Annotated in this window: 21 protein-coding genes and 1 rRNA gene; 10 read left to right on the forward strand and 12 right to left on the reverse strand. The window is 45.3% G+C overall.

Annotated features, from left to right (window positions below):
• The 3 genes from CRO25_RS25795 to gyrA all read right to left on the reverse strand — a co-directional run.
• Positions 1-96, reverse strand: a 16S ribosomal RNA gene (locus CRO25_RS25795); the annotation flags it as partial.
• 442 nt (positions 97-538) lie between these two features.
• Positions 539-1,657, reverse strand: coding sequence for an HD-GYP domain-containing protein (locus tag CRO25_RS25805; RefSeq protein WP_079696974.1), 1,119 nt, complete (start codon positions 1,655-1,657; stop codon positions 539-541).
• 217 nt (positions 1,658-1,874) lie between these two features.
• Positions 1,875-4,430, reverse strand: coding sequence for a DNA gyrase subunit A (gene gyrA / locus CRO25_RS25810; protein ID WP_079696975.1), 2,556 nt, complete (start codon positions 4,428-4,430; stop codon positions 1,875-1,877).
• A 426-nt stretch (positions 4,431-4,856) separates the two neighbouring features.
• Here gyrA and CRO25_RS25815 point away from each other — a divergent pair, with 426 nt between their 5' ends.
• Positions 4,857-5,783 (forward strand): YheC/YheD family protein, encoded by a 927-nt coding sequence (locus CRO25_RS25815; RefSeq protein ID WP_063567396.1) that lies wholly within the window; start codon positions 4,857-4,859, stop codon positions 5,781-5,783.
• 88 nt (positions 5,784-5,871) lie between these two features.
• Here CRO25_RS25815 and gyrB read toward each other — a convergent pair whose 3' ends face one another.
• The 6 genes from gyrB to dnaA form a co-directional block, all read right to left on the reverse strand.
• A complete protein-coding gene (gyrB, locus tag CRO25_RS25820; protein ID WP_063567395.1) occupies positions 5,872-7,782 on the reverse strand; it encodes a DNA topoisomerase (ATP-hydrolyzing) subunit B in 1,911 nt (636 codons plus the stop codon).
• 146 nt (positions 7,783-7,928) lie between these two features.
• Positions 7,929-8,177, reverse strand: coding sequence for an extracellular matrix regulator RemB (remB, locus tag CRO25_RS25825; protein WP_017691405.1), 249 nt, complete (start codon positions 8,175-8,177; stop codon positions 7,929-7,931).
• A gap of 13 nt (positions 8,178-8,190) precedes the next feature.
• Complete coding sequence (recF, locus tag CRO25_RS25830; RefSeq protein ID WP_079696976.1) at positions 8,191-9,303, reverse strand: DNA replication/repair protein RecF; 1,113 nt, start codon at positions 9,301-9,303, stop codon at positions 8,191-8,193.
• Between the two features lie 57 nt (positions 9,304-9,360).
• Positions 9,361-9,576 carry a S4 domain-containing protein YaaA gene (gene yaaA / locus CRO25_RS25835; protein ID WP_024629511.1) on the reverse strand — a complete coding sequence of 72 codons (216 nt, stop codon included), beginning with the start codon at positions 9,574-9,576 and terminating at the stop codon, positions 9,361-9,363.
• Between the two features lie 16 nt (positions 9,577-9,592).
• Positions 9,593-10,735, reverse strand: a complete 1,143-nt coding sequence (gene dnaN / locus CRO25_RS25840) for a DNA polymerase III subunit beta (RefSeq protein ID WP_079696977.1) — start codon at positions 10,733-10,735, stop codon at positions 9,593-9,595.
• A 221-nt stretch (positions 10,736-10,956) separates the two neighbouring features.
• Positions 10,957-12,303, reverse strand: coding sequence for a chromosomal replication initiator protein DnaA (gene dnaA, locus CRO25_RS25845; RefSeq protein WP_024629513.1), 1,347 nt, complete (start codon positions 12,301-12,303; stop codon positions 10,957-10,959).
• A 599-nt stretch (positions 12,304-12,902) separates the two neighbouring features.
• Here dnaA and CRO25_RS25850 point away from each other — a divergent pair.
• Complete coding sequence (locus CRO25_RS25850; protein WP_143806600.1) at positions 12,903-13,091, forward strand: hypothetical protein; 189 nt, start codon at positions 12,903-12,905, stop codon at positions 13,089-13,091.
• On the opposite strand, the gene gntK is transcribed toward CRO25_RS25850, so the two are convergent.
• The 3 genes from gntK to CRO25_RS25865 form a co-directional block, all read right to left on the reverse strand.
• Positions 13,079-14,614, reverse strand: coding sequence for a gluconokinase (gene gntK, locus CRO25_RS25855; RefSeq protein WP_079697073.1), 1,536 nt, complete (start codon positions 14,612-14,614; stop codon positions 13,079-13,081). The genes CRO25_RS25850 and gntK overlap by 13 nt on opposite strands.
• A 99-nt stretch (positions 14,615-14,713) precedes the next feature.
• The gene (locus tag CRO25_RS25860) at positions 14,714-16,075 is read right to left on the reverse strand and encodes a GntP family permease (protein WP_064641435.1); all 1,362 of its coding nucleotides are present in this window, start codon (positions 16,073-16,075) and stop codon (positions 14,714-14,716) included.
• Positions 16,076-16,322: 247 nt separating this feature from the next.
• On the reverse strand, positions 16,323-16,997 hold the full coding sequence (locus CRO25_RS25865) for a GntR family transcriptional regulator (RefSeq protein ID WP_063567390.1): 675 nt from the start codon (positions 16,995-16,997) through the stop codon (positions 16,323-16,325).
• A gap of 789 nt (positions 16,998-17,786) precedes the next feature.
• On the opposite strand from CRO25_RS25865, the gene rpmH reads away from it, so the two are divergent.
• The 8 genes from rpmH to noc all read left to right on the forward strand — a co-directional run bounded on the left by rpmH (position 17,787) and on the right by noc (position 26,259).
• Positions 17,787-17,921: a 50S ribosomal protein L34 gene (rpmH, locus tag CRO25_RS25870; protein ID WP_024629517.1), complete on the forward strand. Its 135-nt coding sequence runs from the start codon at positions 17,787-17,789 to the stop codon at positions 17,919-17,921.
• 316 nt (positions 17,922-18,237) lie between these two features.
• The gene (gene rnpA, locus CRO25_RS25875; protein WP_079696979.1) at positions 18,238-18,588 is read left to right on the forward strand and encodes a ribonuclease P protein component; all 351 of its coding nucleotides are present in this window, start codon (positions 18,238-18,240) and stop codon (positions 18,586-18,588) included.
• 74 nt (positions 18,589-18,662) lie between these two features.
• Entirely contained in the window at positions 18,663-19,547 is an 885-nt protein-coding gene (locus tag CRO25_RS25880; RefSeq protein WP_079696980.1) for a YidC/Oxa1 family membrane protein insertase, read from the forward strand.
• Positions 19,544-20,245: an RNA-binding cell elongation regulator Jag/EloR gene (jag, locus tag CRO25_RS25885; RefSeq protein ID WP_079696981.1), complete on the forward strand. Its 702-nt coding sequence runs from the start codon at positions 19,544-19,546 to the stop codon at positions 20,243-20,245. Before CRO25_RS25880 ends, jag begins: the two co-directional genes overlap by 4 nt.
• A gap of 223 nt (positions 20,246-20,468) precedes the next feature.
• Entirely contained in the window at positions 20,469-21,845 is a 1,377-nt protein-coding gene (gene mnmE / locus CRO25_RS25890) for a tRNA uridine-5-carboxymethylaminomethyl(34) synthesis GTPase MnmE (RefSeq protein ID WP_063567387.1), read from the forward strand.
• A gap of 224 nt (positions 21,846-22,069) precedes the next feature.
• Complete coding sequence (gene mnmG, locus CRO25_RS25895) at positions 22,070-23,959, forward strand: tRNA uridine-5-carboxymethylaminomethyl(34) synthesis enzyme MnmG (RefSeq protein ID WP_063567386.1); 1,890 nt, start codon at positions 22,070-22,072, stop codon at positions 23,957-23,959.
• Positions 23,959-24,681, forward strand: coding sequence for a 16S rRNA (guanine(527)-N(7))-methyltransferase RsmG (rsmG, locus tag CRO25_RS25900; protein ID WP_063567385.1), 723 nt, complete (start codon positions 23,959-23,961; stop codon positions 24,679-24,681). Before mnmG ends, rsmG begins: the two co-directional genes overlap by 1 nt.
• Before the next feature lie 759 nt (positions 24,682-25,440).
• Positions 25,441-26,259 carry a nucleoid occlusion protein gene (noc, locus tag CRO25_RS25905; protein WP_064641439.1) on the forward strand — a complete coding sequence of 273 codons (819 nt, stop codon included), beginning with the start codon at positions 25,441-25,443 and terminating at the stop codon, positions 26,257-26,259.
• The last annotated feature ends 61 nt before the right edge of the window (positions 26,260-26,320 follow it).

A 26,320-nucleotide genomic window follows, 5' to 3' on the forward strand; every position in this document is an offset into this window, starting at 1 on the left:
ATCAGAGAAGCAAGCTTCTCTTCAAGTCCGCTCGACTTGCATGTATTAGGCATGCCGCCAGCGTTCGTCCTGAGCCAGGATCAAACTCTCCAATAAAGTATTGAAAAGAGCGATAAGCTCATTTTGAAACTGACGAGATTAAAAATCTCATTGTTTTGCTTTGAAATCATACAGTCCGAAGACGTGTACCGATTTCTCAGCGTCGATCTTGCAAGCAAGATCGTTACTCACTCGTTGTTCAGTTTTCAAAGATCAAACTTGTTTCATTGCCGTGTGTTGTTCACCTCAGCAACTTTTATATCTTATCACATCCGAACCAACTTTGCAAGCTCTTTTTTTAAGTTTCTTTCGAAGCTTATTTCATTTGCTTGCGGCACCGTGTTTCTCGTGTTTTCTTGGCCGGAATTAGAATATACCATGTACAGATTCGGAACGCAAGCTTTATTTTCAATAAAGTTATCTTTTACTTTAAGTTCTATAAAAAAGAGCCTCTCCATATTGGAAAGGCCCTGTTCTTCTATATGAATTGAAGATTGAACTAGCCAATGACTTCCTGAATATGTAGCTGCCTTTGCTGCATCAGATTGATGATTGTTCCTTCTACCGATACCATCGGCCGTGTAGGATGATCCCGATCAGAGAATATGATCTCACCAATTTGATTATTGCTAAGCTTCACTCGGATACCGTTATGGATCTGTGTGGAACGCTGAACGAATACATTTACGATGGCAGGATCCAATTTGCCAAAAGCCTCGCTCTGAATTTGTTCAAGTACCAGGTACGGTGACTGTGCCTTACGATAGATCTTCTCCAGAGTCATGGCGTGGAAGATATCAGCGATAGCTACAATCTTGGCATAGATATGAATCTGCGTGCCGCTGAGCTGTAGCGGGTAACCCGACCCATCCACTTTTTCATGATGCTGCAATGCTGCAAGTCTAGCTCCCTCATTGATGGCCTTCGCCTGTTTCAGTACCTGATAGCCATATTTCGTATGCTGTCGGATCTCTGCCTGCTCTGACGCAGTTAACGTAGAGGGTTTATGGAGGATCTGTGGGTCCACTTTGTTATTACCAATATCATGGAACAACCCTGCAAAAGCTACCTGCATCCAGTCTTTGGATGGAAGATCCATCCACTGGGCCAACTGATAAGATGTAATGGCACTCAAGACGGCATGATGATACACATAATCATGTTCTTGCATCACTCGTGGACTGAAGGTAAGCACATTATACTGTTTAAGATGAACAAACAATGCTTCCAGCTGTGTACGCAACTCATATACAGGTAATTCAGCCGCCAGGGAGGATAGAAAAGCATTTTTGGTCAGTCCTACCATCTTTTCATACTCTTCATGCAGAGACGGTAAGACAGGTGCTGAGACTGCGCTGCTGCCTTTCCCTGTCCGCTCTCCGTTCTTTTCATTAGCTACATGGACTGAAGAGGCCGACGAAGCCTTAGAACCTGAAGTGCTTGTCCCTGTTCTTTCTTGCTCGATGTCCACTTGATGAATCATAAAGGCTCTGAGTACTTCCACATCTTTGGGCAGAATGACTTTGCCCTTCTGAAACAGAACATTGCCACGAAGCGTTTGCACGTCATTTCCCAGTTTAAGTCCTGGTTTGACTTCAGACAGGGTGATTAATCCCATGTTTATTCCCCTCACTCATCGTTCTTCTATAATGATATCAAGACCATAGTCCCGGTTTTTCAAGTTAATTCCCATTATATTACTCAAAAATCAGGCTGTACATCCCAGATTTCGAGGAGAATGGTCCTGGAGCTGTGAAAATAACAAAGGGCCCCCATATGGGAGCCCTCCAATTTCATTGTAATCATGAAATGATTTTCGTTATAGAAAATTGATTCTATGCTTCAGAACCTGAATCATCGCCCTCAACTTCAGCATCGGAAACCGCGCCCTCATCAAGAGTTGACTCTAAACCTTCAGAATCAGCAGCTTCTGCACCTTCAAGCAATTCTTCGTCATCTGGTTCTTCCTCATTCTTGTCAATTCGGCTGACTGTAGCTACGGAATCTTCATCACGAATATGAATCAGCTTCACGCCTTGCGTGTATCGACCCATAGTGGATATGCCTTCCATACTCATCCGAATTAACGTACCGCTGGAAGTGATGATCATCAGATCTTCTTCCGTCTTAACCATTTTCAGGCTGACTACCGCACCGTTCTTATCTGTGACGTTAATAGTTTTAATCCCTTTACCGCCACGAGTTTGCATCCGATAATCGCTGACAGGGGTACGTTTACCATAACCTTTGGCTGTAACAATCAGAACATCCAGTTCCTGGTCAACAACGTCCATACCGATTACGACATCCTGCTCATCCAGTGTAATCCCTTTAACCCCGGTTGCACTCCGTCCCATGGAACGAACATTTCCTTCCGAGAATCGGATGGACATCCCGTGAGCTGTACCCATAATGATCTCTTGCTGTCCGTCTGTCAGCTTAACATCAATAAGGGCATCATCATCACGCAGGGAGATCCCGATCAGACCGCCTTTACGAATATTGGTGTAATCCTCAAGTGGTGTCTTCTTCACAACCCCTTGACGGGTAGCAAAGAACAGATACTTGTCACTTTCGAATTCCTGAACTGGAATCACGGCATTGACCGATTCACCCTGCTCGATCTGAATCAGATTGATAATCGGCGTTCCCCGTGCTGTACGTCCAAGCTCTGGAATCTCATAAGCTTTGAGACGGTACACTTTACCTTTGTCGGTAAAGAACATGAGGTAATTGTGAGAATTGGTCACAAACAGATGCTCAACAAAGTCGGTATCTTTGGTGTCCATTCCCACAACCCCACGTCCGCCACGCTTCTGACTGCGGTATGTAGATACCGGCAGACGTTTCACATAGCCTGTATGGGTAATGGTGATGATAACCTCTTCACGCGGAATCAGATCCTCGTCCAGAATGCTCTCTTCACCTACAGTGATTTCGGTACGGCGATCATCGTTGAAGCGATCACGGATTTCTTGCAGCTCCGTGCTGATAATTTCGAGCACCAGGTGCTCGTTGGCCAAAATTTCACGATATTCCTTAATTTTGACCATCAGTTCGTTGTACTCATTTTCGATGCGCTCGCGTTCCAGACCTGTCAGGCGTTGCAGACGCATATCGAGGATAGCTTGAGCCTGATCATGACTGAGTGAGAAACGCTCGATCAGACCTTCTCTGGCTGCATCTGTATTGCTGGATGAACGAATCAACGCAATAATTTCGTCGATATGATCCAGCGCGATACGCAAGCCTTCCAGAATGTGCGCGCGTGCTTCCGCTTTTTTCAGTTCGAACTGTGTACGTCTACGTATAACCTCAATCTGATGCTGCAAGTAGTGATACAACACTTCACGCAGATTCAGAATCTTAGGTTCTTTATTTACAATCGCGAGCATGTTAATCCCAAAGGTGGACTGCATCGCTGTATGCTTGTACAGGTTGTTCAGCACTACACCGGGGTTCACGTCTCTGCGAAGCTCAATCACAATCCGCATACCGTTACGGTCAGACTCATCACGGAGATCCGTAATACCATCAATCTTTTTATCACGTACCAACTCAGCAATTTTCTCAACGAGTCTTGCCTTGTTCACCTGATAAGGAAGTTCCGTAACAATAATCCGTGCTTTGTTGTTGTTTTCTTCGATGTTGGTTTTGGCCCGCATCGTTACTGAACCACGTCCGGTTTGATACGCCTGGCGAATTCCGGAGCGTCCCAAAATATAACCGGAAGTTGGGAAGTCTGGCCCTTGAATATAATCCATCAATTCCATGGAAGTGATATCCGGATTTTTGATCATGGCCTGTACGCCGTCGATTACCTCTCCCAGGTTATGAGGAGGAATGTTGGTCGCCATACCTACCGCAATCCCGCCAACACCATTGACAAGCAAGTTAGGGAAACGAGCTGGCAGAACGACAGGTTCACTTTCTTCACCGTCATAGTTCGGCTGGAAGTCAATCGTATCCTTGTTGATGTCTCTGAGCATTTCCATCGCAATCTTGGACAACCGGGCTTCCGTATAACGCATGGCTGCTGCCATATCGCCATCCACCGATCCAAAGTTACCATGTCCATCTACGTGCATGTAGCGCAGGGAGAAGTCCTGTGCCATCCGTACCATCGTTTCATATACGGCAGAGTCACCGTGTGGGTGATACTTACCGATAACTTCGCCGACGATTCTGGCTGATTTTTTATGTGGTTTATCGGGTGTCATGCCTAGCTCGGACATTGCGTACAGAATACGCCGGTGAACCGGCTTCAATCCGTCACGCACGTCAGGTAAGGCACGGCTCACAATAATGCTCATCGCATAATCCATAAACGATTCACGCATCTCGACGCCAATATCCCGATCTTTAACCTGCGAGTTCATTTCTTCCGCCATGCTGGACCTCCTTCTTGTCCTTCAACAAACATTCCATTCAATCATTCAAAAATTAATTATATGTGAAGAGCCTAACAAGGCTAAAACCGCACAAGGACGCTACTCTTTATTATATTACTTTCACAAAAGGTAAACAATTAAACGTCCGCTGGGCAATAGCCTTTCTTCCGGGAACTTTAGAGAGTCTGGGGGTTCGCCCTGCCTTCCTCCCCATTTACACATACAATGCTAGAAAAAGCGGCAATTGTACTGTGTATATTCAGGCTTAGACCGTTCCCGTTCTACGATCAAACTACATCTGTGCAACAAAACCGCACAAAACGCCATATTTCTCTATTATACCACTGAAATCATCTCTTGTCCTTTGATTTCTCCGCGTCTGCCACTCTTATAAACCCCATTAAAACACGAAAGGACTGATGGTTCTTGGGCATCCAGCGTGTCTCCAGCAAATGGACCAAGACAGCTGTGTTACAACGCAGCCGTAATGTGAATGGATATATACCGGTTACACGACAATATAATCGCCAGACCCTGGAACGGATGACTGAATTATTCGAGTCAAACTATATCAAACCGGATCGGGGAACCTACGGCAATGGCGTCATGCGGGTAAAAACCATCCGTATGAATCCACACCCGATTACCGATGCAAACACATCAGAAATCTCTGCTGATCCACTCTTCCCTTCCACAGCTGAAGTCGGTGCCGAGATCTCTGCTGAAGTCCCCCTGACAACGTATGAACTTCGATATGGGACGGAGGAGAAACACTTCCATTCCCTCGATGAGCTGGATCTGGCGCTCACTGAACGTATCCAGAAGCGCGACTACATCATTCAGCAAGGCATTCCGCTGATGAAACATGATGGGTTGCCTTTTGACCTGCGGGTACTGACGCAGAAAAATCTACAACGCAATTGGGAAACGACAGGTATCCTGGGGAGAGTTGCTGCACCGGGCAAGATCATTACCAACATTCATGGCGGCGGACGATTGGCCACCTTTAATGAGTTGGTACGCCCTCATTTTGACCAGGAGCGGTTCCAGCAACTACGCAGTGAGCTATATCGTTTAGGCATTCATACAGCGGTACAGCTACAGAAGTCATTTCCAAGACTCAAAGAGATTGGTATCGACATCGCACTAGACGAAGATGGACGGCCATGGATTATTGAAGTCAACACATTGCCGGGTATCTATGCTTTTGGCCTATTGCCTGATAAGGAAACGTACCGAAAGATCAAGCGTTATGCGAGAGCGTACGGCAGATTACCCTCCAAAAAAGGGAAAACATCTCGTACCTCTCCCAAAGCCCAGGCCTCCTCTACCAAAAGCCGCACACATCGGTAACAGGCACTCCAGAGTCCAACCTAAAATCTCTATGCTATAATCCCATAATGTAAAAGAGGCGCCCTCGCAGGCGCCTCTTCGAATATCGTTAGATGTCGAGGTTTTTCACGTATTTTGCATTTTCCTGAATAAAGTCACGACGAGGTTCAACATTATCCCCCATCAGGGTGTCGAACATGGCATCGGCCAGCATTGCATCGCCGATCGATACTTGAAGCATGGTCCGGCTCTCAGGGTCCATCGTCGTTTCCCATAATTGTCCGGCATTCATCTCACCGAGACCTTTATAACGCTGGACATTGAATTTCGCATTTTCACCGAGAGTTGCGATAATTTCATCGCGTTCCTTCTCGGAACCAGCATAACGAATCACTTTATTGCGCTCAATCTTGAACAATGGCGGTTGGGCAATGTATACATAACCAGCCTCAATGATTTTGCGCATATAGCGATAAAGGAATGTCAGAAGCAATGTCCGAATGTGAGCGCCATCGACGTCGGCATCCGTCATCAAAATGATTTTGTGATAACGTGCTTTGGCAATATCGAAATCATCACCAATTCCTGTACCCATTGCGGTAATGATCGCTCTGATCTCCGCATTACCCAAAATCCGGTCAAGACGTGCTTTTTCCACGTTCAGAATCTTACCACGCAGTGGCAAAATCGCTTGGAAATGACGATCTCGTCCTTGCTTCGCTGATCCACCGGCGGAGTCACCTTCGACGATGTACAATTCGCTGATTGAAGCATCCTTGGATGAACAGTCGGCCAATTTACCTGGCAAAGAGCTGACTTCGAGTGCACCTTTACGACGCGTCAGTTCACGTGCTTTACGAGCTGCTTCACGTGCACGGGCAGCTTGCAGTCCTTTTTCCAAAATGCGACGGGATACGGAAGGATTCTCTTCCAGGAACTCCTGCAGCTTCTCAGCAAACAGGGATTCGACAATTCCGCGCACTTCACTGTTACCCAGCTTCGTCTTGGTCTGTCCCTCAAATTGCGGTTCAGGGATCTTGACCGAGATGATCGCTGTCAGACCTTCACGTACATCATCCCCGGACAGATTACCTGTGCTGTCTTTGATTACGCCCGCTTTACGCGCATAATCATTGATAATCCGGGTAAGGGCACTCTTGAATCCGGATTCGTGCGTTCCGCCCTCATGTGTGTTGATGTTGTTGGCAAACGAGTAAATATTCTCGGTGTAGCTGTCATTGTATTGCAATGCAACTTCAACCTGAATGTTGTCTCTTGATCCTTCTACATAAATCGGGTTTTCATGCAGTGCTTCACGCTTCTGGTTCAGGAAGGAGACATACTCGATAATACCGCCCTCATACAGGAAAGAGTTGGTTACACCTGTACGTTCATCGGTTAAAGTCATACCAATTCCCTTGTTCAGGAACGCGAGCTCACGAATACGAGTCAGCAAAGTTTCATAGTCATAAACTCTTGTTTCCGTGAAAATCTCCGGATCCGGATGGAACGTAACCGTTGTTCCCGTTTCCTCCGTTGTACCGATCGTTTTCAGATCATACTGCGGAACACCCCGACGGTATTCCTGTTGATACACATGGCCGTCAACCTTAACTGTAACAACAACTTTCTCTGATAGAGCATTGACGACAGATACACCTACACCATGAAGACCACCGGATACTTTGTACCCGCCACCGCCAAATTTACCGCCTGCATGCAGAACAGTCATTACAACCTCAAGTGCAGGACGTTTCATTTTGGCATGTTCGCCGACAGGAATCCCCCGCCCGTTATCGACTACAGTGACGCTGTTATCTTCATGAATAGTAACTTCGATATGATCACAATAACCTGCGAGTGCTTCGTCAATACTATTGTCCACTACTTCCCAAACGAGATGATGCAGACCTTTGGCACTGGTGGAACCAATATACATCCCCGGTCGTTTACGTACGGCTTCCAGCCCTTCAAGTACCTGAATTTCATCTGCACCATATGACGGTTGATTCATAGACATGCCTTTCACCTACTTCTATAGATTCAATATCGTAAATATGCGTTAACTAAGAATGCATGCTGAAATGAACATATTCCCTTAATTCCAGTAAGCAATCTAAATAAAGACAAGCAGCAAAAGGTACAATAACTCGTACCGCCGATAGGCTAGAGATCAGGAAAAATGTGAGCTCGCTTCTTGAGCGTAGCTGAGGAAATAGGCGAGTAGTACACAATGTTTTTGGTCACAACAATGGACTTGGCTTCCTCTTCACCAATATGCTCCACTGTTTTTTCCTGCTCGGCATGCGTGACATACTGCTTGGAAATTTTTGAGGATTTTTCAATCGATATATCAAAAATAGCGACCAATTCGGAAGATCGGATAATCTTCTCACCGCCCAGATGAATGTACATAAGCCCTCACTCCTTAGCGTTCAACCTGTCCGGCATGAACGTGATAAATACTGGCATCTTTGAGCTTGTCAACGTTTAAGCTCTCGATTCCGGTAGCCGTAATAAAGGTTTGCACCTTGCTCTGGAACGTTTCGATCAGCTGCGTCTGACGAAAAGGATCCAGTTCAGACAGTACATCGTCCAGCAGCAGGACCGGATATTCTCCGATTTCTTCATGAATCAGTTCAATTTCCGCAAGTTTAAGGGACAACGCCGTTGTGCGCTGCTGCCCCTGCGAGCCATACGTTTGTACTTCCCGATCGTTAATGAAAAAGGACAGGTCATCCCGATGCGGCCCACTAAGCGTTGTGCCTCGGCGAATCTCCTGCTCTTTCATTTGTGATAATTTTATCATAAATTGGTCCATTAAGACAGCTTCATCTTCCTCAGCGGCTTCGCTGAAGGAAGGAAGATAGGCCAGACGCAGGACTTCTCCGCCTCCGGTGATGCCCTGATGAATTGTTTCAGCCCACTTTTGCAGTTTCTTTATGAATTGTTTCCTTTTTTTGACGATTTTAACACCATGCTCCACCAGTTGTTCATTCCACACCTCAAGCATGGTCTGGGCTGAAGCGCTCTGCCCCCATAATTGCTTGAGCAAATTGTTACGCTGGACGAGCACTTTTTGATATTGCTGCAGATGATACAGGTAGCCTGGAGCCACCTGTCCAATCTCCATGTCAAGAAACCGGCGGCGGACCCCCGGTGTGCCTTTGACAATCTCAAGATCTTCCGGTGCAAACATCACCACATTAAGCGCTCCGACAAAATCACTCAGCTTTCGCTGTTCCAGTCCGTTGATCTTTGCTTTTTTGCCTTGTTGCGACAAAGATAGCTCGAGCTTGACCGATCCGTACTTTTTGTCGACCTCTGCTGTAAGCCTGGCACGTTCTTCACCGAAACGAATCAGTTCCTTGTCGCGGGATGTACGGTGGCTCTTAGTGAGTGCAAGCACAAAAATGGCTTCTGCAAGATTGGTCTTGCCTTGGGCATTTTGCCCGATCAAAAGATTCACAGGACCAAAAGAATCTAGTCTCAGGTGTTCATAATTGCGGAATTGCTGCAGATCTATGCTGTTTACAAACACGCGGTATCCTCCCTTTTATCCCGTCCGTCAGGAGGCAGCAGGATCTAACTGGTCTTCTTATTGTGCGACAACTTCGAACGAACCTTCTCCATCCACCTCAACGATATCCCCAGGGTATAACTTGCGTCCCCGGCGTTCCTCAGGCTCTTTATTCACACGTACAAGCCCATCCTGAAGCAATGCTTTGGCCATACCTCCGGTTGGGATGCAGTCGGCCAGTTTCAAAAATTGATCAAGCTTAATATATTCCGTACGAATCGCTACTTGGTTCACTATGATCTTCCTCTCGTTAGTTGGTCGTCCGGTAAGGCAATATGACGTACAAGCTGTGACTGTCGTCCAGCGGTTTCAGGATGATAGGGCTCATGACACCAGTGAAAGCGATCATCAGCTGCTCACTCTCCACCACTTTCAGCACATCCAGCATATATTTGGAGTTGAACGAGATTTTCAGTGGTTCGCCGTTAAAGTCGGCCGGTTCGATTTCTTCTCTTACTTTCCCCAGCTCGGAAGAGCTTGAAGAAATTTCGATTGATCCGGAATCCATCGTTTGCATCCGCACAATGTTTGTTTTTTCTTCACGCGACAGCAAATAAGCCCGGTCGATAGATTCACTTAATTTTTTTGTATCCAAAACGAGTTCTGTTTTGTACGAAGTCGGAATAATTCTAGAAGTATCCGGATAAGTTCCGTCCAAAATACGCGAATAGAACAGAACACGGTCGATTTTGAACAAAACCTGGTTGTCAGCGACAACGATATCCACAAGTGTATTTTGATCGGGCACGATTTTGCTGAGTTCGTTCAGCGTTTTACCCGAGATCACCACATTGTTGAATCTCACACCTTCTGCATTATCCAGCATTGCTGAACGAGTAGCAAGACGATGACGGTCAGTTGCCACAAATTTCAGTTCATTGTCACCCAAACTCCAGAGTACACCTGTCAAAATCGGCGTAGTTTCATGTGTGGAAATGGAGAACACGGTTTGTTTAATCATATTTTTGAGCAAATCTCCTGGAATGGAGACGGTTTGGTTCTCTTCGATGCTTGGCAATACTGGGAATTCTTCTGGATCAAGACCAACCAGTTGAATTTCGGTAGCTCCTGCGGAGATAAAGGTGTTGAAGTTCTCTTTTACCTCCATGTGCACTTCTTGGGAAGGCAGCTTTTTGATGATCTCGACAAAAAACTTGGCTGGCAGTACAACACTACCAGGTTGTTCCACCTGAACAACACTTTTATCACCATCTTCAAGCGGGATGAAGGATTGAATTGAAATATCGGTGTCGCTTGCTGTCAACGTCACACCTTGATGATTAACGTCGAATTTGATACCGCTCAGAATTGGGATCGTCGTACGGCTTGAGATGGCTTTGGATACTTGCTGGATGGATTCGTTCAAGTAGCTTTTCATTATGCTGATTTTCATGGTTTCACTCCTAGCGGGTTTTTTGGGTGTAGAGGTGTTGAAATGTGTTTTTCAAAAGGCCGAAGGCTGAGCTTCGAAATCGCTTATTTGGAGATGATATCTTTTAGATCTTTATAGTAATAATAGTAATAGGGGCACTGAATATGTGGATAAGTGGGTATAAACCCATAAGCCCAAGCCTATCCACATGTGTATACGTTGTGCACAGGCTTGGGACTTATTCAGGTTGGATTCTTAATTTTTTCGGTTAAGTTGTTGATAACTTTATAGAGATCCTGATCGACTTTAATCGCCTGGGAGATCTTTTCGTGCGCATGGATGACGGTGGTATGATCTCGCCCTCCAAATGCTTCACCGATTTTGGGCAGAGAAAAGTCTGTAAGTTCACGAGAGAGATACATAGCAATCTGTCTTGGGAACGCAACGGCCTTGGTCCGTTTCCGTGCTTTGAAATCTTCAAGCTTAAGGCTGTAATACTCGCCGACCTTTTGTTGGATGTCGTGAATAGTGATCATTTTCGGACGACTGGAAGGAATAATATCCTTCAGTGCTTCAGCTGCTAGATGAGTGGTTACATCTTGATTAGTCAGCGAAGAATAGGCAACAACCCGAATCAGGGCCCCTTCCAGTTCACGAATATTGGTATCAATCTGGTTGGCGATGTACATCATCGCCTCATTCGGAATATCGAGGTTTTCCGCACGAGCTTTTTTACGCAAAATAGCAATCCGTGTCTCCAGATCAGGAGGCTGGATATCCGTAATTAACCCCCATTCAAAACGGGAACGAAGCCGTTCTTCTAGGGTCGGAATTTCCTTCGGCGGTCTGTCGCTGGAGATGATGATCTGTTTCCGTTCCTCATGCAGCGCATTAAACGTATGGAAAAATTCCTCTTGCGTCGATTCTTTTCCAGCCAAGAACTGAATATCATCAATGAGCAGAATATCGACACTACGGTATTTGTTACGGAAGCTCTCCCCGCGGTTGTCACGGATCGAGTTAATGAATTCGTTCGTGAATTTCTCAGATGACAAATAAACAACTTTGCTGCCCGGATCATGCTCCAGGACGTAATGTCCGATCGCATGCATCAAGTGAGTTTTGCCGAGACCTACCCCTCCATAAAGAAACAGAGGATTGTATGCTTTGGCGGGCGCTTCAGCGACCGCCAGCGATGCGGCGTGGGCAAAACGGTTGCCCGGCCCAATGACAAATGTATCAAATGTATATTTCGGATTGAGCATGCTGAGTACCGCTTCTTCCTGAACAACTGTAGGCGTTGGCGCTGGCAGTTGAGGGTCCGGTTCAGCAGGCTTGTTCTCCTCGATGACAAATTTCACATCGACCTGTTTGCCAAGCAGCTCATATACCGTCGATCCGACCAGTTTGGTGTAACGGCTCTCCAGCCATTCGACGGCAAACGTGGTTGGTGCGGATATGACGATCGAACGATCATTCAGCTTGGTAGCTTTGGTTGCTTTGAACCAAGTGTCAAAGCTGGGTTTGCTGAGCTTGTTTTGTATGATTGATAAAATTTGCTGCCATAAATCAGAAGTATGGCTGTCCACAGACTGTCACTCCTTTTACATGTTCCAAGTGTGGCTTAAGCCATGATGCAGTGTCGAAATACGAGATATATTGTTGAATTTATCCCCAAACCCCCGCAGGTCGAAAACAAAAAAAGAATGAACAACGGAAAATTGTTCACAACTTTATCCACAGGCTGTTGATAATATTATGGGTCAGATCACATATTCACATCCAAAAGTAATACAATCATAGCAAAAGAAGCCCGGCATTTCAATGTATCACGTGATTTTATCCACAAATTCAATAACTTGTGTATAATTTTTAATCACAACACAATATATTGTTTATAAATTGTTTAACTTTCGACAAGATGACCCAAAAACCCAAATTATTTTATACACAGGTTATTCGTCAAATGATGCTGAATTGTGTGTAAAAGTATTCTCTGTTTGTGAATAACCTCTCTGTGGATAACCGTAAAGTGAAAATGACCGTTTTGGGGATTTTCAGGAGAGTGACTCTTCATGCCCGTTTTCCTTTTTCGAAGAGAGGAATTGAGGAAACGACAAAATCAAAGGCAGAGGAGATCAAGAAGAGGGCCTGTTGAACGGAAGGAGCGTTTACTGATTTGTATGAAATGAACGTAGAATTTATTCCTAAAAGAGGTAGGATGGATATGCGCGCAAACCTTGGAGATGGATGTGACTTCATTGCAGCAGATTTGTTTTATGCCAAAAAGAGGTTGTTCTTTAAGGCCGGAATGGTGGTCAAAGAGAACAACCTCTTTTTGGTTGGTGGTTATAAAGGGATGATTTACTCGTTATGAGCGGAAAATTTACGTTGGAATTCCGCGATATCTGCATATTCTTCTTCCAATTTTCGCGAAATGCGAATAAAGATGGGGAGCAGCTCCTGGTAGATCGATGCATGTTCTTTGATAGGGGTATGCTTGTGCGTTGTACCTACCATAGATGAAACAGCATGAAGCGACTGAATTCGCCCTGTAGCATAAAGACCGAGCACGACGGCCCCCAGACAGGAACTTTCGAAGCTCTCGGGCACAATGACTTCCTGGTTGAATATATCGGACATCATCTGACGCCAGAGCGGGGAACGAGCGAAACCACCCGTTGCCTGAATGGAGGTAGGTTGTCCGATCTGTTCTTCCATGGCCAGCAGTACCGTATATAGATTGAAAATAACCCCTTCCAAAACGGAACGGATCATATGCTCTTTCTGGTGGTGGAGGGTCAAACCAAAGAAGGAACCTCGGGCGTCCGGATTCCATAAAGGGGCGCGTTCCCCTGAAAGGTACGGATGGAATAGAAGCCCTTCCGAACCGGGGCTGACGCGTTCAGCAATCTTGGTGAGTACATCATAGGAATTGATGCCGAGCCGTTTGGCTGTTTCCACTTCGGAGGCAGCGAATTCGTCCCGTACCCAGCGAAAAAGCATGCCACCGTTATTCACAGGTCCACCGATCACCCAAAGATTCTCGGTGAGGGCATAACAGAACGTTCTACCTTTTGGATCGGTAACAGGACGGTCAACGACGGTGCGAATCGCGCCGCTGGTGCCGATCGTTGCTGCAACAACGCCAGGCTCAATGGCGTTCACACCGAGATTGGACAATACCCCGTCACTTGCACCGATGACGAAGGGAGTAGAGGGGGAGAGAGCCATTTTTTCAGCCCATGTACGATCCATTCCCTCTATAGTATGTGTGGTCGGTACGAGCTGCGATAGATGGTCAGGTGTAATGCCTGCAACCTCAAGTGCTTCGGCATCCCAATCCAGTTGTTCCAGATTGAGCATACCGGTACAGGATGCGATGGAGTGATCCACGACATATTGACCGAACAGACGGAAGAACAAATATTCTTTGATAGAGATAAATTTGGCGGTACGTTGAAAAAGTTCAGGTTCATCATGGCGCAGCCACATTAATTTGGTCAGTGGCGACATGGGGTGAATCGGTGTACCTGTTCGCAAATAGATACGATGCCCGATTCCGTTCTCTTGCAGTTTGGCGGCCCAGGCGGCGCTCCGGTTGTCAGCCCAAGTGATGCAGCGAGTGAGGGGCATACCATCTTGTCCCATCGCAATAACACTGTGCATGGCAGAGCTGCAGGACACGAACATAATTTGTTCCGCAGCTACGCCACTTTGCTCCATCACGCCGCGTACGGAGCGAAGGGCAGCTTGAACAATTTGTTCTGGATCCTGCTCAGCGACATCCGGAGCTGGGGTGTATAAAGGATATTCCTGAGTCGAAGTGCTTACAACTTCACCCTGTTCCGTAAAGAGTACGGATTTGGTACTGGTTGTACCGATATCCATCCCAATCATATAGTTGTTCACTTTACATAAACCTTCTTTCTTTTGAACCCATAAAATTAAAGCTCTAATGGTGTGGATTTATTTTCTTCTTCTATATAGGTAGTCAATTTATACGACTGTACTCAGCAGCAAAATAAAGATCAGTCCAACTACAGATAATAGTGTTTCCATAACGGTCCACGTCTTCAGCGTCTGCGAGACACTCATATTGAAGAATTCTTTAATCATCCAGAAGCCTGCGTCGTTCACATGAGAAAGTACAAGTGAACCTGCACCGGTAGCGAGTACGACAAGTTCAATATTAGCACCTGGCGTTAGTGCAAGGACCGGAGCTACAATACCAGCTGCTGTCGTCATGGCCACAGTTGCTGAACCGGTAGCAACCCGAATGAGTGCGGCTACAAGCCAGGCGAACAGGATCACGTTAATGTTGGCATGTGTGGCGACCTCAGCAATGGCATTACCTACGCCACTATTGATCAACACCTGTTTGAACGCACCGCCACCGCCAATGATGAGAATGATGGTCGCCGTAGGCGCCAGACATTCACTGGTGAAGCGGGAGATGTCATGTTTGTTGAACCCGCGTGAGAATCCGAGTGAAAAGAGGGCGAACACAACGGAGATCAGCAGAGCTATAATTTCATGGCCGATAAATTCACAGAATACGGTAAATCCGCTTGTGGCGTCAGGATCTACGATATTGGCGATGGAGCCAATGAGCATCAAAATGACCGGCAGCAAAATGGTAAACAAGGTTATGCCGAAACCGGGCAAGTTGTTACTTTTTTTCGTAGCGAATTGTTCAGCCAGCTCTGCAGGTGGTTCGGTATGTATTCTTTTACCGATAAATTTACCAAACAGAGGTCCAGCGATAATAGCAGTCGGAATACCTACAATAAGGGAATACAAGATCGTCTTACCCAAATCGGCGCTGTACGCTTCGATGGCAATCATGGGAGCCGGGTGAGGTGGAACCAGACCATGTACAGTAGAGAGACCTGCCAAAATCGGAATACCGATCTGCAGCAGCGACATATTGGTTTTACGTGCAACGGTGAAAATGATCGGAATCAGTAGAATAACGCCGACTTCGAAGAAAACTGGAATACCGACAATAAATCCAACAATCATCATCGCCCAGTGCACACGTTTCACACCGAAACGATCTACCAGTGTGGTAGCAATACGCTCGGCTCCGCCGGATTCAGCCATCATCTTACCAAGCATGGTACCAAGGCCGATGACGATGGCAATCGTTCCGAGTGTGCCGCCAAGTCCTCCCGTAATGGAAGTAATTACGTCCGCGGGTTTCATGCCTGTAAGTAAACCAAGCATTAATGCAGATATTAAAAGGGTAATGAAAGGATTCCATTTATATTTGGAGATCAACACGATCAGGAATACAATCGCAATCAATGTCCAGACCAATAACGTTGCATTATGGGATAGCCCAAAAAGAGTGCTCATGAGGTATGCTCCTTTTTTTCTGATATATAACGCTTACAACTGATCCATGATTAGGGGGAGGGAAGACACTTTACAATTCATGTAGCGCGGGCGGCTTAATCCCTCTTAATATGCCCCAAAAAATTGAAACAAATCGCATTTTGTATACTTGTCGACAAGTTGGGGGGCAATCATTCACAACGGATATGATTGCGAACCCCTGCACAGATATTCCATGAAGTGATGAATAAAATTTCATTACATGTCATTAGGAATCAAAGCTTTCGTGCAGCGTCTTGCCTGAATCCTGAAAATACGTGCGCACTCCAGATTGAATGCGTGTTTTATCACCCGATTCAAGTGCCTCAATCAGCAAGCGGTGTTTACCTATTACAGCGCTTACTTTCTGCTCGCCCTGAATAAAAACCCTGCGGGTGGTGAGCAGCATAACCGTCATGACAACATAACGAATGCTTTTCCATAGATGTAAAATACGCGAATGCTGGGCGGCTTCGATAATAGTCTCGTGAAAGGTAAGATCCTGATACGCAAATTCAACCGCATCTTGGTGACGTCCAGCCAAGTCCATTTTGTCTATCACATTACTTAACTGGGTAATCAATTGTTCTGGTACATCCCCTGCAAGTCGCTGCTGCACAAAACTTTCAATCAGGAAACGCACGTCATATAATTCCTCGACATCTTTAATTTTCAATCCAATGACAACCACGCCCATACGCTCCAACCGAATGAGCCCTTCATTCGACAGTGTTCTTAACGCTTCACGTACAGGTGATCGACTGCTGTCAAAATCAGCGGCAATCCGATTTTCTGACAAAATTTCGCCAGGACGAAGGGTTCCGCTAATGATCCGTAGTCTTAATTCGCAGGCAATGGCTTCCCCGCGGGAAGCTCCCTGAAGCCAGGATGAAGGAAACAGCATAATGGCTAACGCTCCTATTATAAGTAATCAGTTCAATACTGATCATAGCACAACTATTTTGCTGATTGAGCGTTTTATACCAATCCTTATAACGAGAATAAATGGCTGTATGCTCTGTGCTCTGTGCGTATGCTGAATTTAGGAACGTCATATTGCTTCAAATGGATTTTTCAAAGAGCTAGAGGAATAATTATCTTCCTTATAAATGAGTTTGGATCGGTACTGTGCTTCCCATAAGTATACTTGTATACAAGATGTGATTTTTTTATCCTACACCTTTCTCGAAAACTTGTAAACCATAGAATAAAGCGGATACATTAAATTTAAAGTATGTCATTTTAAAAGCCAAAAAATATTGGTTATCTAATGGATTGCTGCTCCACTGAAGTTCTTCAGAAACGTAGGAATATTAACCAAAAGCAGAGCTAATGAAACAGTCTGTCATCGATAAATATTCCTTATCCACATGTGAATAACTTGAAATGGTAATTAAAGAAGGAATTAAGGGGTTTGAGGGGTGTGGATAACCGTAAAAACTGATTTTTGATGAATGAATCGGAACTGGGGATAACTTTTTGAGCTTCTAAATGATGCTTTAAAAAGGTAGTAAACAGGAGTACGAATCCATGGCCGTTTAGGTAGGGTGGAATAGGCATTAAAAGGAGAAAGGAGGCAAGAGGCACGCAGTTGACTTTTCCAGGTGTTCATGGTTAAATATATAAAGGTGTTTTCTGTGAAGATGAAAGTGATTCATCACATAAGTATTTCCTTGTGAGGAGGTGCAATACATTGAGACCTACATTCAAACCGAACGTTAGCAAACGTAAAAAAGTTCATGGTTTCCGGAAAAGAATGAGCACGAGCAACGGCCGTAAAGTTCTGGCTGCACGTCGCCTTAAAGGCCGTAAAGTCCTGAGTGCTTAAATGCATGTGAAGACCACCGAGGTGGTCTTTTTTTTCTTAAATAGGTCATTTCAGACTGGATGCTGGTAAAGGTCAGGTCTGAATTGGCTGCGCAAAAGCATAAGTACACATTTATGTTCAATGAATGAGATGTCCGTTTTTTCGAAAACGTTCCTTATATAAGGATGAATGTTTGCTCAGTTGAAATGACTGATCAACAATCATCCCAAATGAAGTTGCCGCCAAGACGGTTTATCGTTATTCAAGAAAGCCTATACTAAATCAGTAATGAGGCCTTCGTCAATAATGTTGGTGGAAAACAGCAAGGAGAAGCGCCGTGTATAAAAGACTGCGTTTACGAAACCGGGCGGACTTTAGCCGCGTATACCGGTATGGGAAATCGTTTGCCAATCATCAGTTTGTAGTGTATGGCTGTCGTCGTAAAGATACAGAACAATTCCGAGTAGGTGTATCCTGCAGCAAGAAAATCGGAAACGCTGTCGTACGCAACCGGATGAGACGCATGATTAAGGAAATTATACGTCATCATGAGAAAGAGATTGTCACGCAGATGGATTTGATCTTTATCGTCAGAAAAGGTGCTTTGGACATGTCCTATAAGGATATGGAAAAAAGCCTGCTGCATGCGATGCGCAAGGGCTCTCTTTTGAAGTCGGGCAAGCGGTAAGCTTCGGTTTATTTGTCCTCCTAATTATGGTATGATTTACGGTGGAATGGAATGGTTAAGAGAGGGGTTATGAAGTGTCGCGATTGAAGACATCAAAGGGGAAGTGGATTCTCCTCATTGCAGTCATTGCAATGGTCACTGTACTCGCCGGATGTACTCCACAAGGAGCCGGGGTTACTACGGAAGATCTGAGGAATAGTGATTCTTTTTGGCAAGCCAATGTTATTTATTGGTTCTCACTGGCGCTCGATACATTCGCCAACTGGTTTAACGGTGAATATGGACTGGCCGTCCTTGTGATGGTGTTAATTGTACGGACGTTAATCTTGCCGCTGACAATGAAGCAGGTTCGCAGCTCCAAGGCGATGCAAGCTATTCAGCCGCAGTTGAAAGAAATTCAAGCCAAGTATAAAGATACACCTGAGAAAGTTCAGCAAGAAACAATGAAGTTGTTTCAGGAGAACAAAGTTAATCCGATGGCCGGTTGTCTGCCACTTATCATTCAGATGCCGATTTACATCGCACTTTATAACTCAATTTACGGAAACTCCAGTCTGAGAACACATGATTTCTTGTGGCTACAACTCGGATCACCCGATCACCTGTTTATTTTGCCAGTGCTGGCAGCCATCACAACATTTGTCCAAACGTGGATGATGATGCGTATGAATCCTGCACAGCAAGTCGGACCGATGCAGTTTATGCTTTGGGTTTATCCGATATTGATCTTTGTTATGTCTTATCAGTTCCCGGCTGCATTGCCGCTTTACTGGTTCTACAGTAACATCTACACGATCGTGCAAAACTATTTCCTTTACCGGAATAATGATAAAATCGTGGCTGAGGTCAACGTGAAGCAGAACAGCTCTTCCAAAAATGGAAATGGAGCTAAACGCAAAAACGGTGGCAAGGCAACTGTCTCTGGAAAAGGTTCGAAAGGGGCCAAAAAATCGAAATGACCAAAGTCATTGCGTCAGGAAAAACCGTTGAAGATGCTGTAAACCAAGGATTGGCTGAGCTTGGCGTGAGCCGGGACAAGGTCGAGATACAAGTGTTAGAGCAGCCGTCAAAAGGATTCCTGGGTTTGATCGGGGTTAAGGCCGCTAAAGTGGAAGTGAAACTTCTGCCTGTGCCTGAACCTGTTTTACAACCGATCAAGCTGGCCGCACATATACCTCAAGTTGAAGCAACACTTGAGGGTGTGGCTGCTAAAAATCCCTATGAGGAAGCGGCTGCTTTCTTAAAAGAAGTGGCAGCAGGTATGGGACTGGAGGTTGAAGTGCATATCAAAAAACAGCGTGATGGACATATCTTCAATATTGCCGGTGAAGACCTGGGCATGATTATTGGCAGACGTGGACAGACGCTGGATGCCCTTCAATATTTGACGAACATTGTAGCAAATCGTTATTCGGAAAGCTTCGTTCGCATCGTACTCGATGCAGAGAATTTCCGTCAACGTCGACGCAAGACGCTGGAGGATCTGGCTGAACGTTTGGCTGGACAGGCCATTCGCACTGGCAAGGAAGTTGTGCTGGAGCCAATGCCGCCACTCGAACGCAAAGTCATTCATGCGAAATTGCAAAATCACTCGCAGATTAAGACATACAGCAAGGGCGAGGAGCCCAATCGGCGCGTAGTCATTACGACGAAATAACACGAAATTGAAGACGCAATGGCTTCCTGCCCGGTGCAGAAGCCATTGCTTTTTTCGTACAGAAGTACTTTTCCAAAACGGAAGAGCGACTTCATTAAGAGCCATATCAAGATATGAATGATGCGAAAAGAAGCGTTTTGCAACTGAACAACTGAACTATATATTGAAATTAATATAGCGTCCTGAGGGGCGCAATTTTAAAATAGAGCAAGGAGAGATAACGATGATTAGTGATACGATTACAGCGATATCAACAGCGGTCGGAGAAGCGGGTATCGCTGTAATCCGGGTGAGCGGCCCGGATGCGGTGTCGGAGACGGAGAAGATTTTTCGCAGCAAAACCCCACTAACACAGGCAGCATCCCACACGGTTCATTACGGTCATATTATAGATCCGGGGACTGGTGAGAAGATCGAGGAAGTATTGGTTACGGTGATGCGTGCGCCACGTTCTTTCACAACAGAGGATGTCGTGGAGATTAGCGCTCATGGCGGAGTGGTTTCGGTTAAGCGCGTAATGGATCTGTTGTTGCAGCTCGATATTCGTCTCGCTGAACCCGGCGAGTTCACAAAGCGTGCTTTTCTCAATGGACGGATTGATCTATCCCAGGCGGAAGGGGTTATGGATCTCATTCGTTCCAAATCCGATCGGGCGTTCTCCGTTGCACTCAAGCAAGTAGAGGGCAAATTGTCGTCCAAGCTGCGCGAACTAAGATACACGCTGGTGGAGACACTTGCTCACATCGAAGTAAATATCGATTATCCTGAGCATGATGTAGAGTCACTAACCTCTGAATTTATTAAAGAAAAATCCAGTCAGGTGATGACTGAAATCGATAAATTGCTGGTAACAGCAGAGCAAGGAAAGATACTGCGTGAAGGAATCACAACAGCTATCGTAGGCCGGCCAAACGTAGGGAAATCTTCATTGCTCAATACGTTGGCCCAGGACAACCGGGCAATTGTAACGGACATTCCAGGTACAACGCGTGACGTCATTGAGGAGTTTGTTACGATTAACAATATACCGCTCAAGCTGCTCGATACGGCAGGTATTCGGGAAACGATGGATGTCGTGGAAAGAATCGGGGTGGAGCGTTCTCGCTCTGCTGTGAATGAGGCGGATCTGTTATTGATGGTTATCAATGCTGCCGAGCCACTACATCAGGACGAGATTGAATTATTGGAACAAATCCGCGGTAGACAATCAATTATTATTATGAATAAAATGGACTTAGCGCCGCAGGCGGACCGCGAAGTGCTGCTTCGTTATATCCCTGAGGAACGGCTTGTTCCGATGTCGGTGAAAGATGATCTGGGCGTGGACCGATTGGAAGATGCCATCTCGACGTTGTTCTTCAGTGGCAAGCTGGAGTCGGCCGACTTGACCTATGTCAGCAATGTGCGTCATATTGCTTTGCTCAAAAAAGCGAAGCAGTCGCTCATTGATGCCTATGAAGCAGCAGAGCAGCTGATTCCTATTGATATGATCCAGATTGATGTTCGTCTGGCATGGGAGCAACTGGGTGAGATCGTGGGCGATACAGCGCATGATGCGTTGATTGATCAAATTTTCTCTCAATTCTGCCTCGGAAAATAACACCTGACAAACATACCGGCTCTGAAAAGTAGTATGATAATAAAGTCCATCTGTGGGTGGTCAAAGAATCCGCGAATATGTCTGAAGTACCTATAGACTTGATGGCTTAATATAGATCGAAATGCATTCCGTAGAGTGCGGAGCGTGTTTCATCATGATTTTTACAGAAAATAGATCGTTTGCATGAATTTAGGCGTGCAGCGGCAAAAAGGAGGTAAACTGGAATGGCTTTTGATGGCGGCAGTTATGATGTAATCGTCGTTGGGGCAGGACATGCTGGTGTGGAATCGGCACTGGCTGCAGCCCGTATGGGTTCGAAAACACTGATGATTACCATCAATCTGGATATGGTGGCCTTCATGCCTTGTAACCCATCTATTGGGGGACCGGCAAAAGGACATGTGGTACGTGAGATTGATGCACTTGGTGGTGAGATGGGACGGAACATCGATAAGACCTTTATTCAGATGCGAATGCTCAACACTGGTAAAGGACCTGCTGTGCATGCGCTTCGTGCTCAGGCCGATAAGTTCTCTTATCAGCATACGATGAAAGAAACGATGGAGAATGAACGCAACCTGACGATGCGACAAGGTATGGTTGATCGCCTGATCGTTGAAGACGGACAGTGTGTAGGTGTGGTTACTCAGACTGGTACAGAGTACCGGGCCAAAGCTGTTGTTTTGACAACAGGTACGTATCTGCGCGGTAAAGTAATTATGGGTGAGTTGATGTACGAGAGTGGCCCGAATAATCAACAGCCTTCCCTTAAGTTATCCGAACATCTGCGTGAGCTTGGTTTTGACCTGGTTCGTTTTAAAACAGGTACACCACCGCGTGTGCATAAGGATACGATTGATTTTAGCAAAACGGAAATTCAGCCAGGTGATGATAAACCGAAGTTCTTTTCTTATGAAACGGAATCTTCCGATAATGAGCAGCTGCCTTGCTGGTTGACGTATACATCTGTGGAGACACACCAGATTATTAATGATAATCTCCACCGTGCACCTATGTTCTCAGGTGTTATTGAAGGTACCGGACCGCGTTATTGCCCATCAATCGAGGATAAAATTGTGCGTTTCAGCGACAAGCCGAAGCATCAGATTTTCCTGGAGCCAGAAGGCAAAAACACATCGGAATACTATGTACAAGGTCTATCTACCAGTCTGCCAGAAGATGTTCAATTGGCGGTCCTTCGCTCAATTCCGGGCATGGAAAAAGTAGAAATGATGCGTAACGGCTACGCTATTGAATATGATGCGATGGTGCCTACACAACTGTGGCCTTCACTTGAAACGAAACGTCTGCCAGGTCTGTTCACAGCAGGGCAGATTAATGGTACCTCCGGGTACGAAGAAGCGGCAGGACAAGGCGTAATGGCCGGTATCAACGCTGCACGTAAAGTACAGGATAAAGAGCCTGTCGTACTGGATCGCTCCCAAGGGTACATTGGTGTACTGATTGATGATCTCGTAACAAAAGGTACGAATGAACCTTATCGTCTGCTGACTTCCCGTGCAGAATACCGTTTGTTGCTTCGTCATGATAATGCCGATATGCGTTTGACGGAAATTGGCCACGATATTGGGTTGATTCCTGATGAGCGTTACGCTAAATTCCTGGACAAAAAGGCAAAAGTTGAGCAGGAAGTGGCTCGTCTGAAGGCAGCTAAAGTTCGTCCTGTCGAAGTAAATTCGAAGCTGGAAGAGATCGGTTCCACACCGATTCAGGATGGCAGCACACTTCTTACATTGATGCGCCGCCCAGAGATCGGGTATGACTGGATTGAGCAGATCTCACCTTCTGAGGTGGAACTGACTGCTGATATGAAAGAGCAAGTTGAAATTCAAATTAAATATGCGGGTTATATTGAGAAACAATTGATCCACGTGGAACGTTTGCAAAAAATGGAGAAGAAAAAAATTCCGGACACGATTATATATGACGAAATTCATGGCCTTGCTATGGAAGCAAAGCAGAAGCTCGCTAAGATTCGTCCAATCTCGATAGGACAGGCGTCCCGTATTGCCGGGGTTACTCCTGCGGATATCTCCATTCTGCTGGTTTACCTGGAGCATTATAACCGTGTAACCGCAGCAAGGGGACAATAATGGACGATATTCAACAGCAGCTACAACGGCGCCTGAAGAAACATGGACTGGAGCTAGATGAACGCCAGTTGGAGCAATTCGAGTTGTATTTTCAGGAGCTGGTAGCTTGGAATGAAAAGATGAATCTAACCGGGATCACCGAACGTGAACAAGTATATACAAAGCATTTCTATGATTCGGTATCGCTGGCGTTTTATACAGATATGTCTAAGGTAAACAAACTCGCAGATATTGGTTCAGGGGCAGGGTTCCCAGGACTACCTCTTAAAATTTGTTTCCCGCATATTAAGCTGACGATCATTGACTCGCTAAATAAACGTATTGGCTTTCTGCAGCATCTTGTAGATACGCTCGGCTTGACCGATGTAGAATTGATTCATGGTCGTGCGGAGGAACTTGGACGCAAAGAAGGATATCGTGACAGCTATGACCTTGTTACTGCGCGTGCAGTTGCTAAGCTAGCAGTGCTTAACGAATTCTGTCTGCCATTTGTTCGCAAAAGTGGATTATTCGCTGCAATGAAGGGTGGAGACCCGCGCGAAGAAATGAAGGAAGCTGAATTCAGCTTTAATCAGCTGAAAGGACGGGTAAAAGCAGTTCATCCGTTCCAGCTACCGGTTGAAGAGTCGGCACGTCATATCATTCTGATTCAGAAGTTTGATAAGACACCTTTTAAATATCCACGTAAACCAGGGACACCATTAAAAACACCTTTGGTATAGTTCTTGGCGCAACATCGTATATATTAAAATGGTAAGAGGATCATTCTTCGTTTATTTAATGAAGAACTTTGAATAAGAGTAAAGAGGATGTTTCACGTGAAACATCCTCTTTTTGTTTTTTTGATTTTTATCTAGGTATAGATAGCATCCGCATTCCGATTACATAGAGCAGAGAAAAATGAAATCGATAATATTTATTTAGGCATAGAAGTTTTCTTGATGAAATACTTATTGTTCTTGTTCAAGCTATTCTTGGAGGATGGTCATTGACCTATGGATAGAGGAAGGGCATTGGCAATAGTAGTAGCTATAGAATAGGGAGATACGTAAGAAAGAGGTTTTCCTGCCACCGAGTTATTCTTTTGAAAAACCATTTTCACATGGTATCAAACGAGTACATAATGTAGCTACTATGAGCAGGTCCTGTCTACATAGATTCTCTATATCTTATTGTGTACAAGCAGTCATATAGCTAATGTTCATGAAGTAAAAGCAGGAAAATTAGGAGAGTTTAAAGAATAGGTAAACATAGGATTATGGAAGAAAAGATGATAGAATAGAAGTATCCGGTCCTGGATTACAGAGATCATAGATTATATGTATAGATAGATTTTTTGAGCATTAATGTATAGGTTACAGAAAGCGTCATGGAAGGCAAAACTTATTCGAAGAACGACAGCATTTGAACAGGTCGCATATTGAATAAGAAGCACCTGCACCTTGCGGGAGCTATTACGAAACTAGGTGGTAATATACGGAATGAAAGAACAATTTTCGAAGTTGTTTGGTTTGGCGGAGCGCAATAACGGAGATGAGATTAAACAAATTCCGGTCAATGAAATTGTGAGCAGCCCATATCAACCCCGTACTATTTTTGATGATGATAAAATTGATGAGTTGTTGCAGACGATCAAGACACATGGAGTTATACAACCGATTGTCGTCCGCGTACGAAATGGATCATATGAGATTATCGCCGGGGAACGTCGCTGGCGTGCAGTTCGAAAACTTGGTTTGGATCATATCCCGGCCATTGTACGTGAATTCAACGACTCTCAGGCAGCGTCCATCGCATTGATCGAGAACTTGCAGCGTGAGGGACTCACTTCCATTGAAGAGGCTGTTGCTTATCAGAAATTGATTGACCTGCACCAACTTACACAGGAAAGTCTTGCGCAGCGATTAGGCAAAAGCCAGTCGACAATCGCCAACAAAATCCGGTTGTTACAGCTTCCAGATGGCATTAAGACAGCGCTGATGGAACGTAAGATTTCGGAGCGTCATGCCAGAGCTTTGCTTTCATTAGATACGGAAGAGTTGCAAATGAAATTGCTCGGCGAAATTATTGATAAAGAGTTGAATGTAAAACAAACGGAAGCGCGGGTTGCCTTTTACAAGGAATCCTCGAAGATCAAAAAATCCAAACGTGTCTCATTCACCAAGGACGTTAGACTTGCACTTAATACGATTCGTCAATCCATTGATATGGTATCGGGCTCCGGTCTAGACATCAAAACCAAGGAAGCGGACCATGAGGACCATTACGAGATCGTTATCCATATCCCTAAACGCAAATAATTGAAGCTTAAGGCGGCAATGGGCCGCTTTTTCTGTCTATAAAGTTGAGAGTGGCATGAAC

The sequence above is a fragment of the Paenibacillus sp. RU5M genome (assembly GCF_900221055.1).
GTDB lineage: Bacteria > Bacillota > Bacilli > Paenibacillales > Paenibacillaceae > Paenibacillus > Paenibacillus marchantiae.

Bases quoted from the DNA above. Each gene is read 5' to 3' on its own strand.
- CRO25_RS25805 (WP_079696974.1), bottom strand. From the start codon at position 1,657: ATGGGATTAATCACCCTGTCTGAAGTCAAACCAGGACTTAAACTGGGA.
- gyrA (WP_079696975.1), bottom strand. From the start codon at position 4,430: ATGGCGGAAGAAATGAACTCGCAGGTTAAAGATCGGGATATTGGCGTC.
- gyrB (WP_063567395.1), bottom strand. From the start codon at position 7,782: ATGTCTATGAATCAACCGTCATATGGTGCAGATGAAATTCAGGTACTT.
- remB (WP_017691405.1), bottom strand. From the start codon at position 8,177: ATGTACATTCATCTGGGCGGTGAGAAGATTATCCGATCTTCCGAATTG.
- dnaN (WP_079696977.1), bottom strand. From the start codon at position 10,735: ATGAAAATCAGCATAATGAAAAGCTACTTGAACGAATCCATCCAGCAA.
- CRO25_RS25850 (WP_143806600.1), top strand. From the start codon at position 12,903: ATGAACGTAGAATTTATTCCTAAAAGAGGTAGGATGGATATGCGCGCA.
- gntK (WP_079697073.1), bottom strand. From the start codon at position 14,614: ATGATTGGGATGGATATCGGTACAACCAGTACCAAATCCGTACTCTTT.
- CRO25_RS25860 (WP_064641435.1), bottom strand. From the start codon at position 16,075: ATGAGCACTCTTTTTGGGCTATCCCATAATGCAACGTTATTGGTCTGG.
- CRO25_RS25865 (WP_063567390.1), bottom strand. From the start codon at position 16,997: ATGCTGTTTCCTTCATCCTGGCTTCAGGGAGCTTCCCGCGGGGAAGCC.
- jag (WP_079696981.1), top strand. From the start codon at position 19,544: ATGACCAAAGTCATTGCGTCAGGAAAAACCGTTGAAGATGCTGTAAAC.
- mnmE (WP_063567387.1), top strand. From the start codon at position 20,469: ATGATTAGTGATACGATTACAGCGATATCAACAGCGGTCGGAGAAGCG.
- mnmG (WP_063567386.1), top strand. From the start codon at position 22,070: ATGGCTTTTGATGGCGGCAGTTATGATGTAATCGTCGTTGGGGCAGGA.
- rsmG (WP_063567385.1), top strand. From the start codon at position 23,959: ATGGACGATATTCAACAGCAGCTACAACGGCGCCTGAAGAAACATGGA.
- noc (WP_064641439.1), top strand. From the start codon at position 25,441: ATGAAAGAACAATTTTCGAAGTTGTTTGGTTTGGCGGAGCGCAATAAC.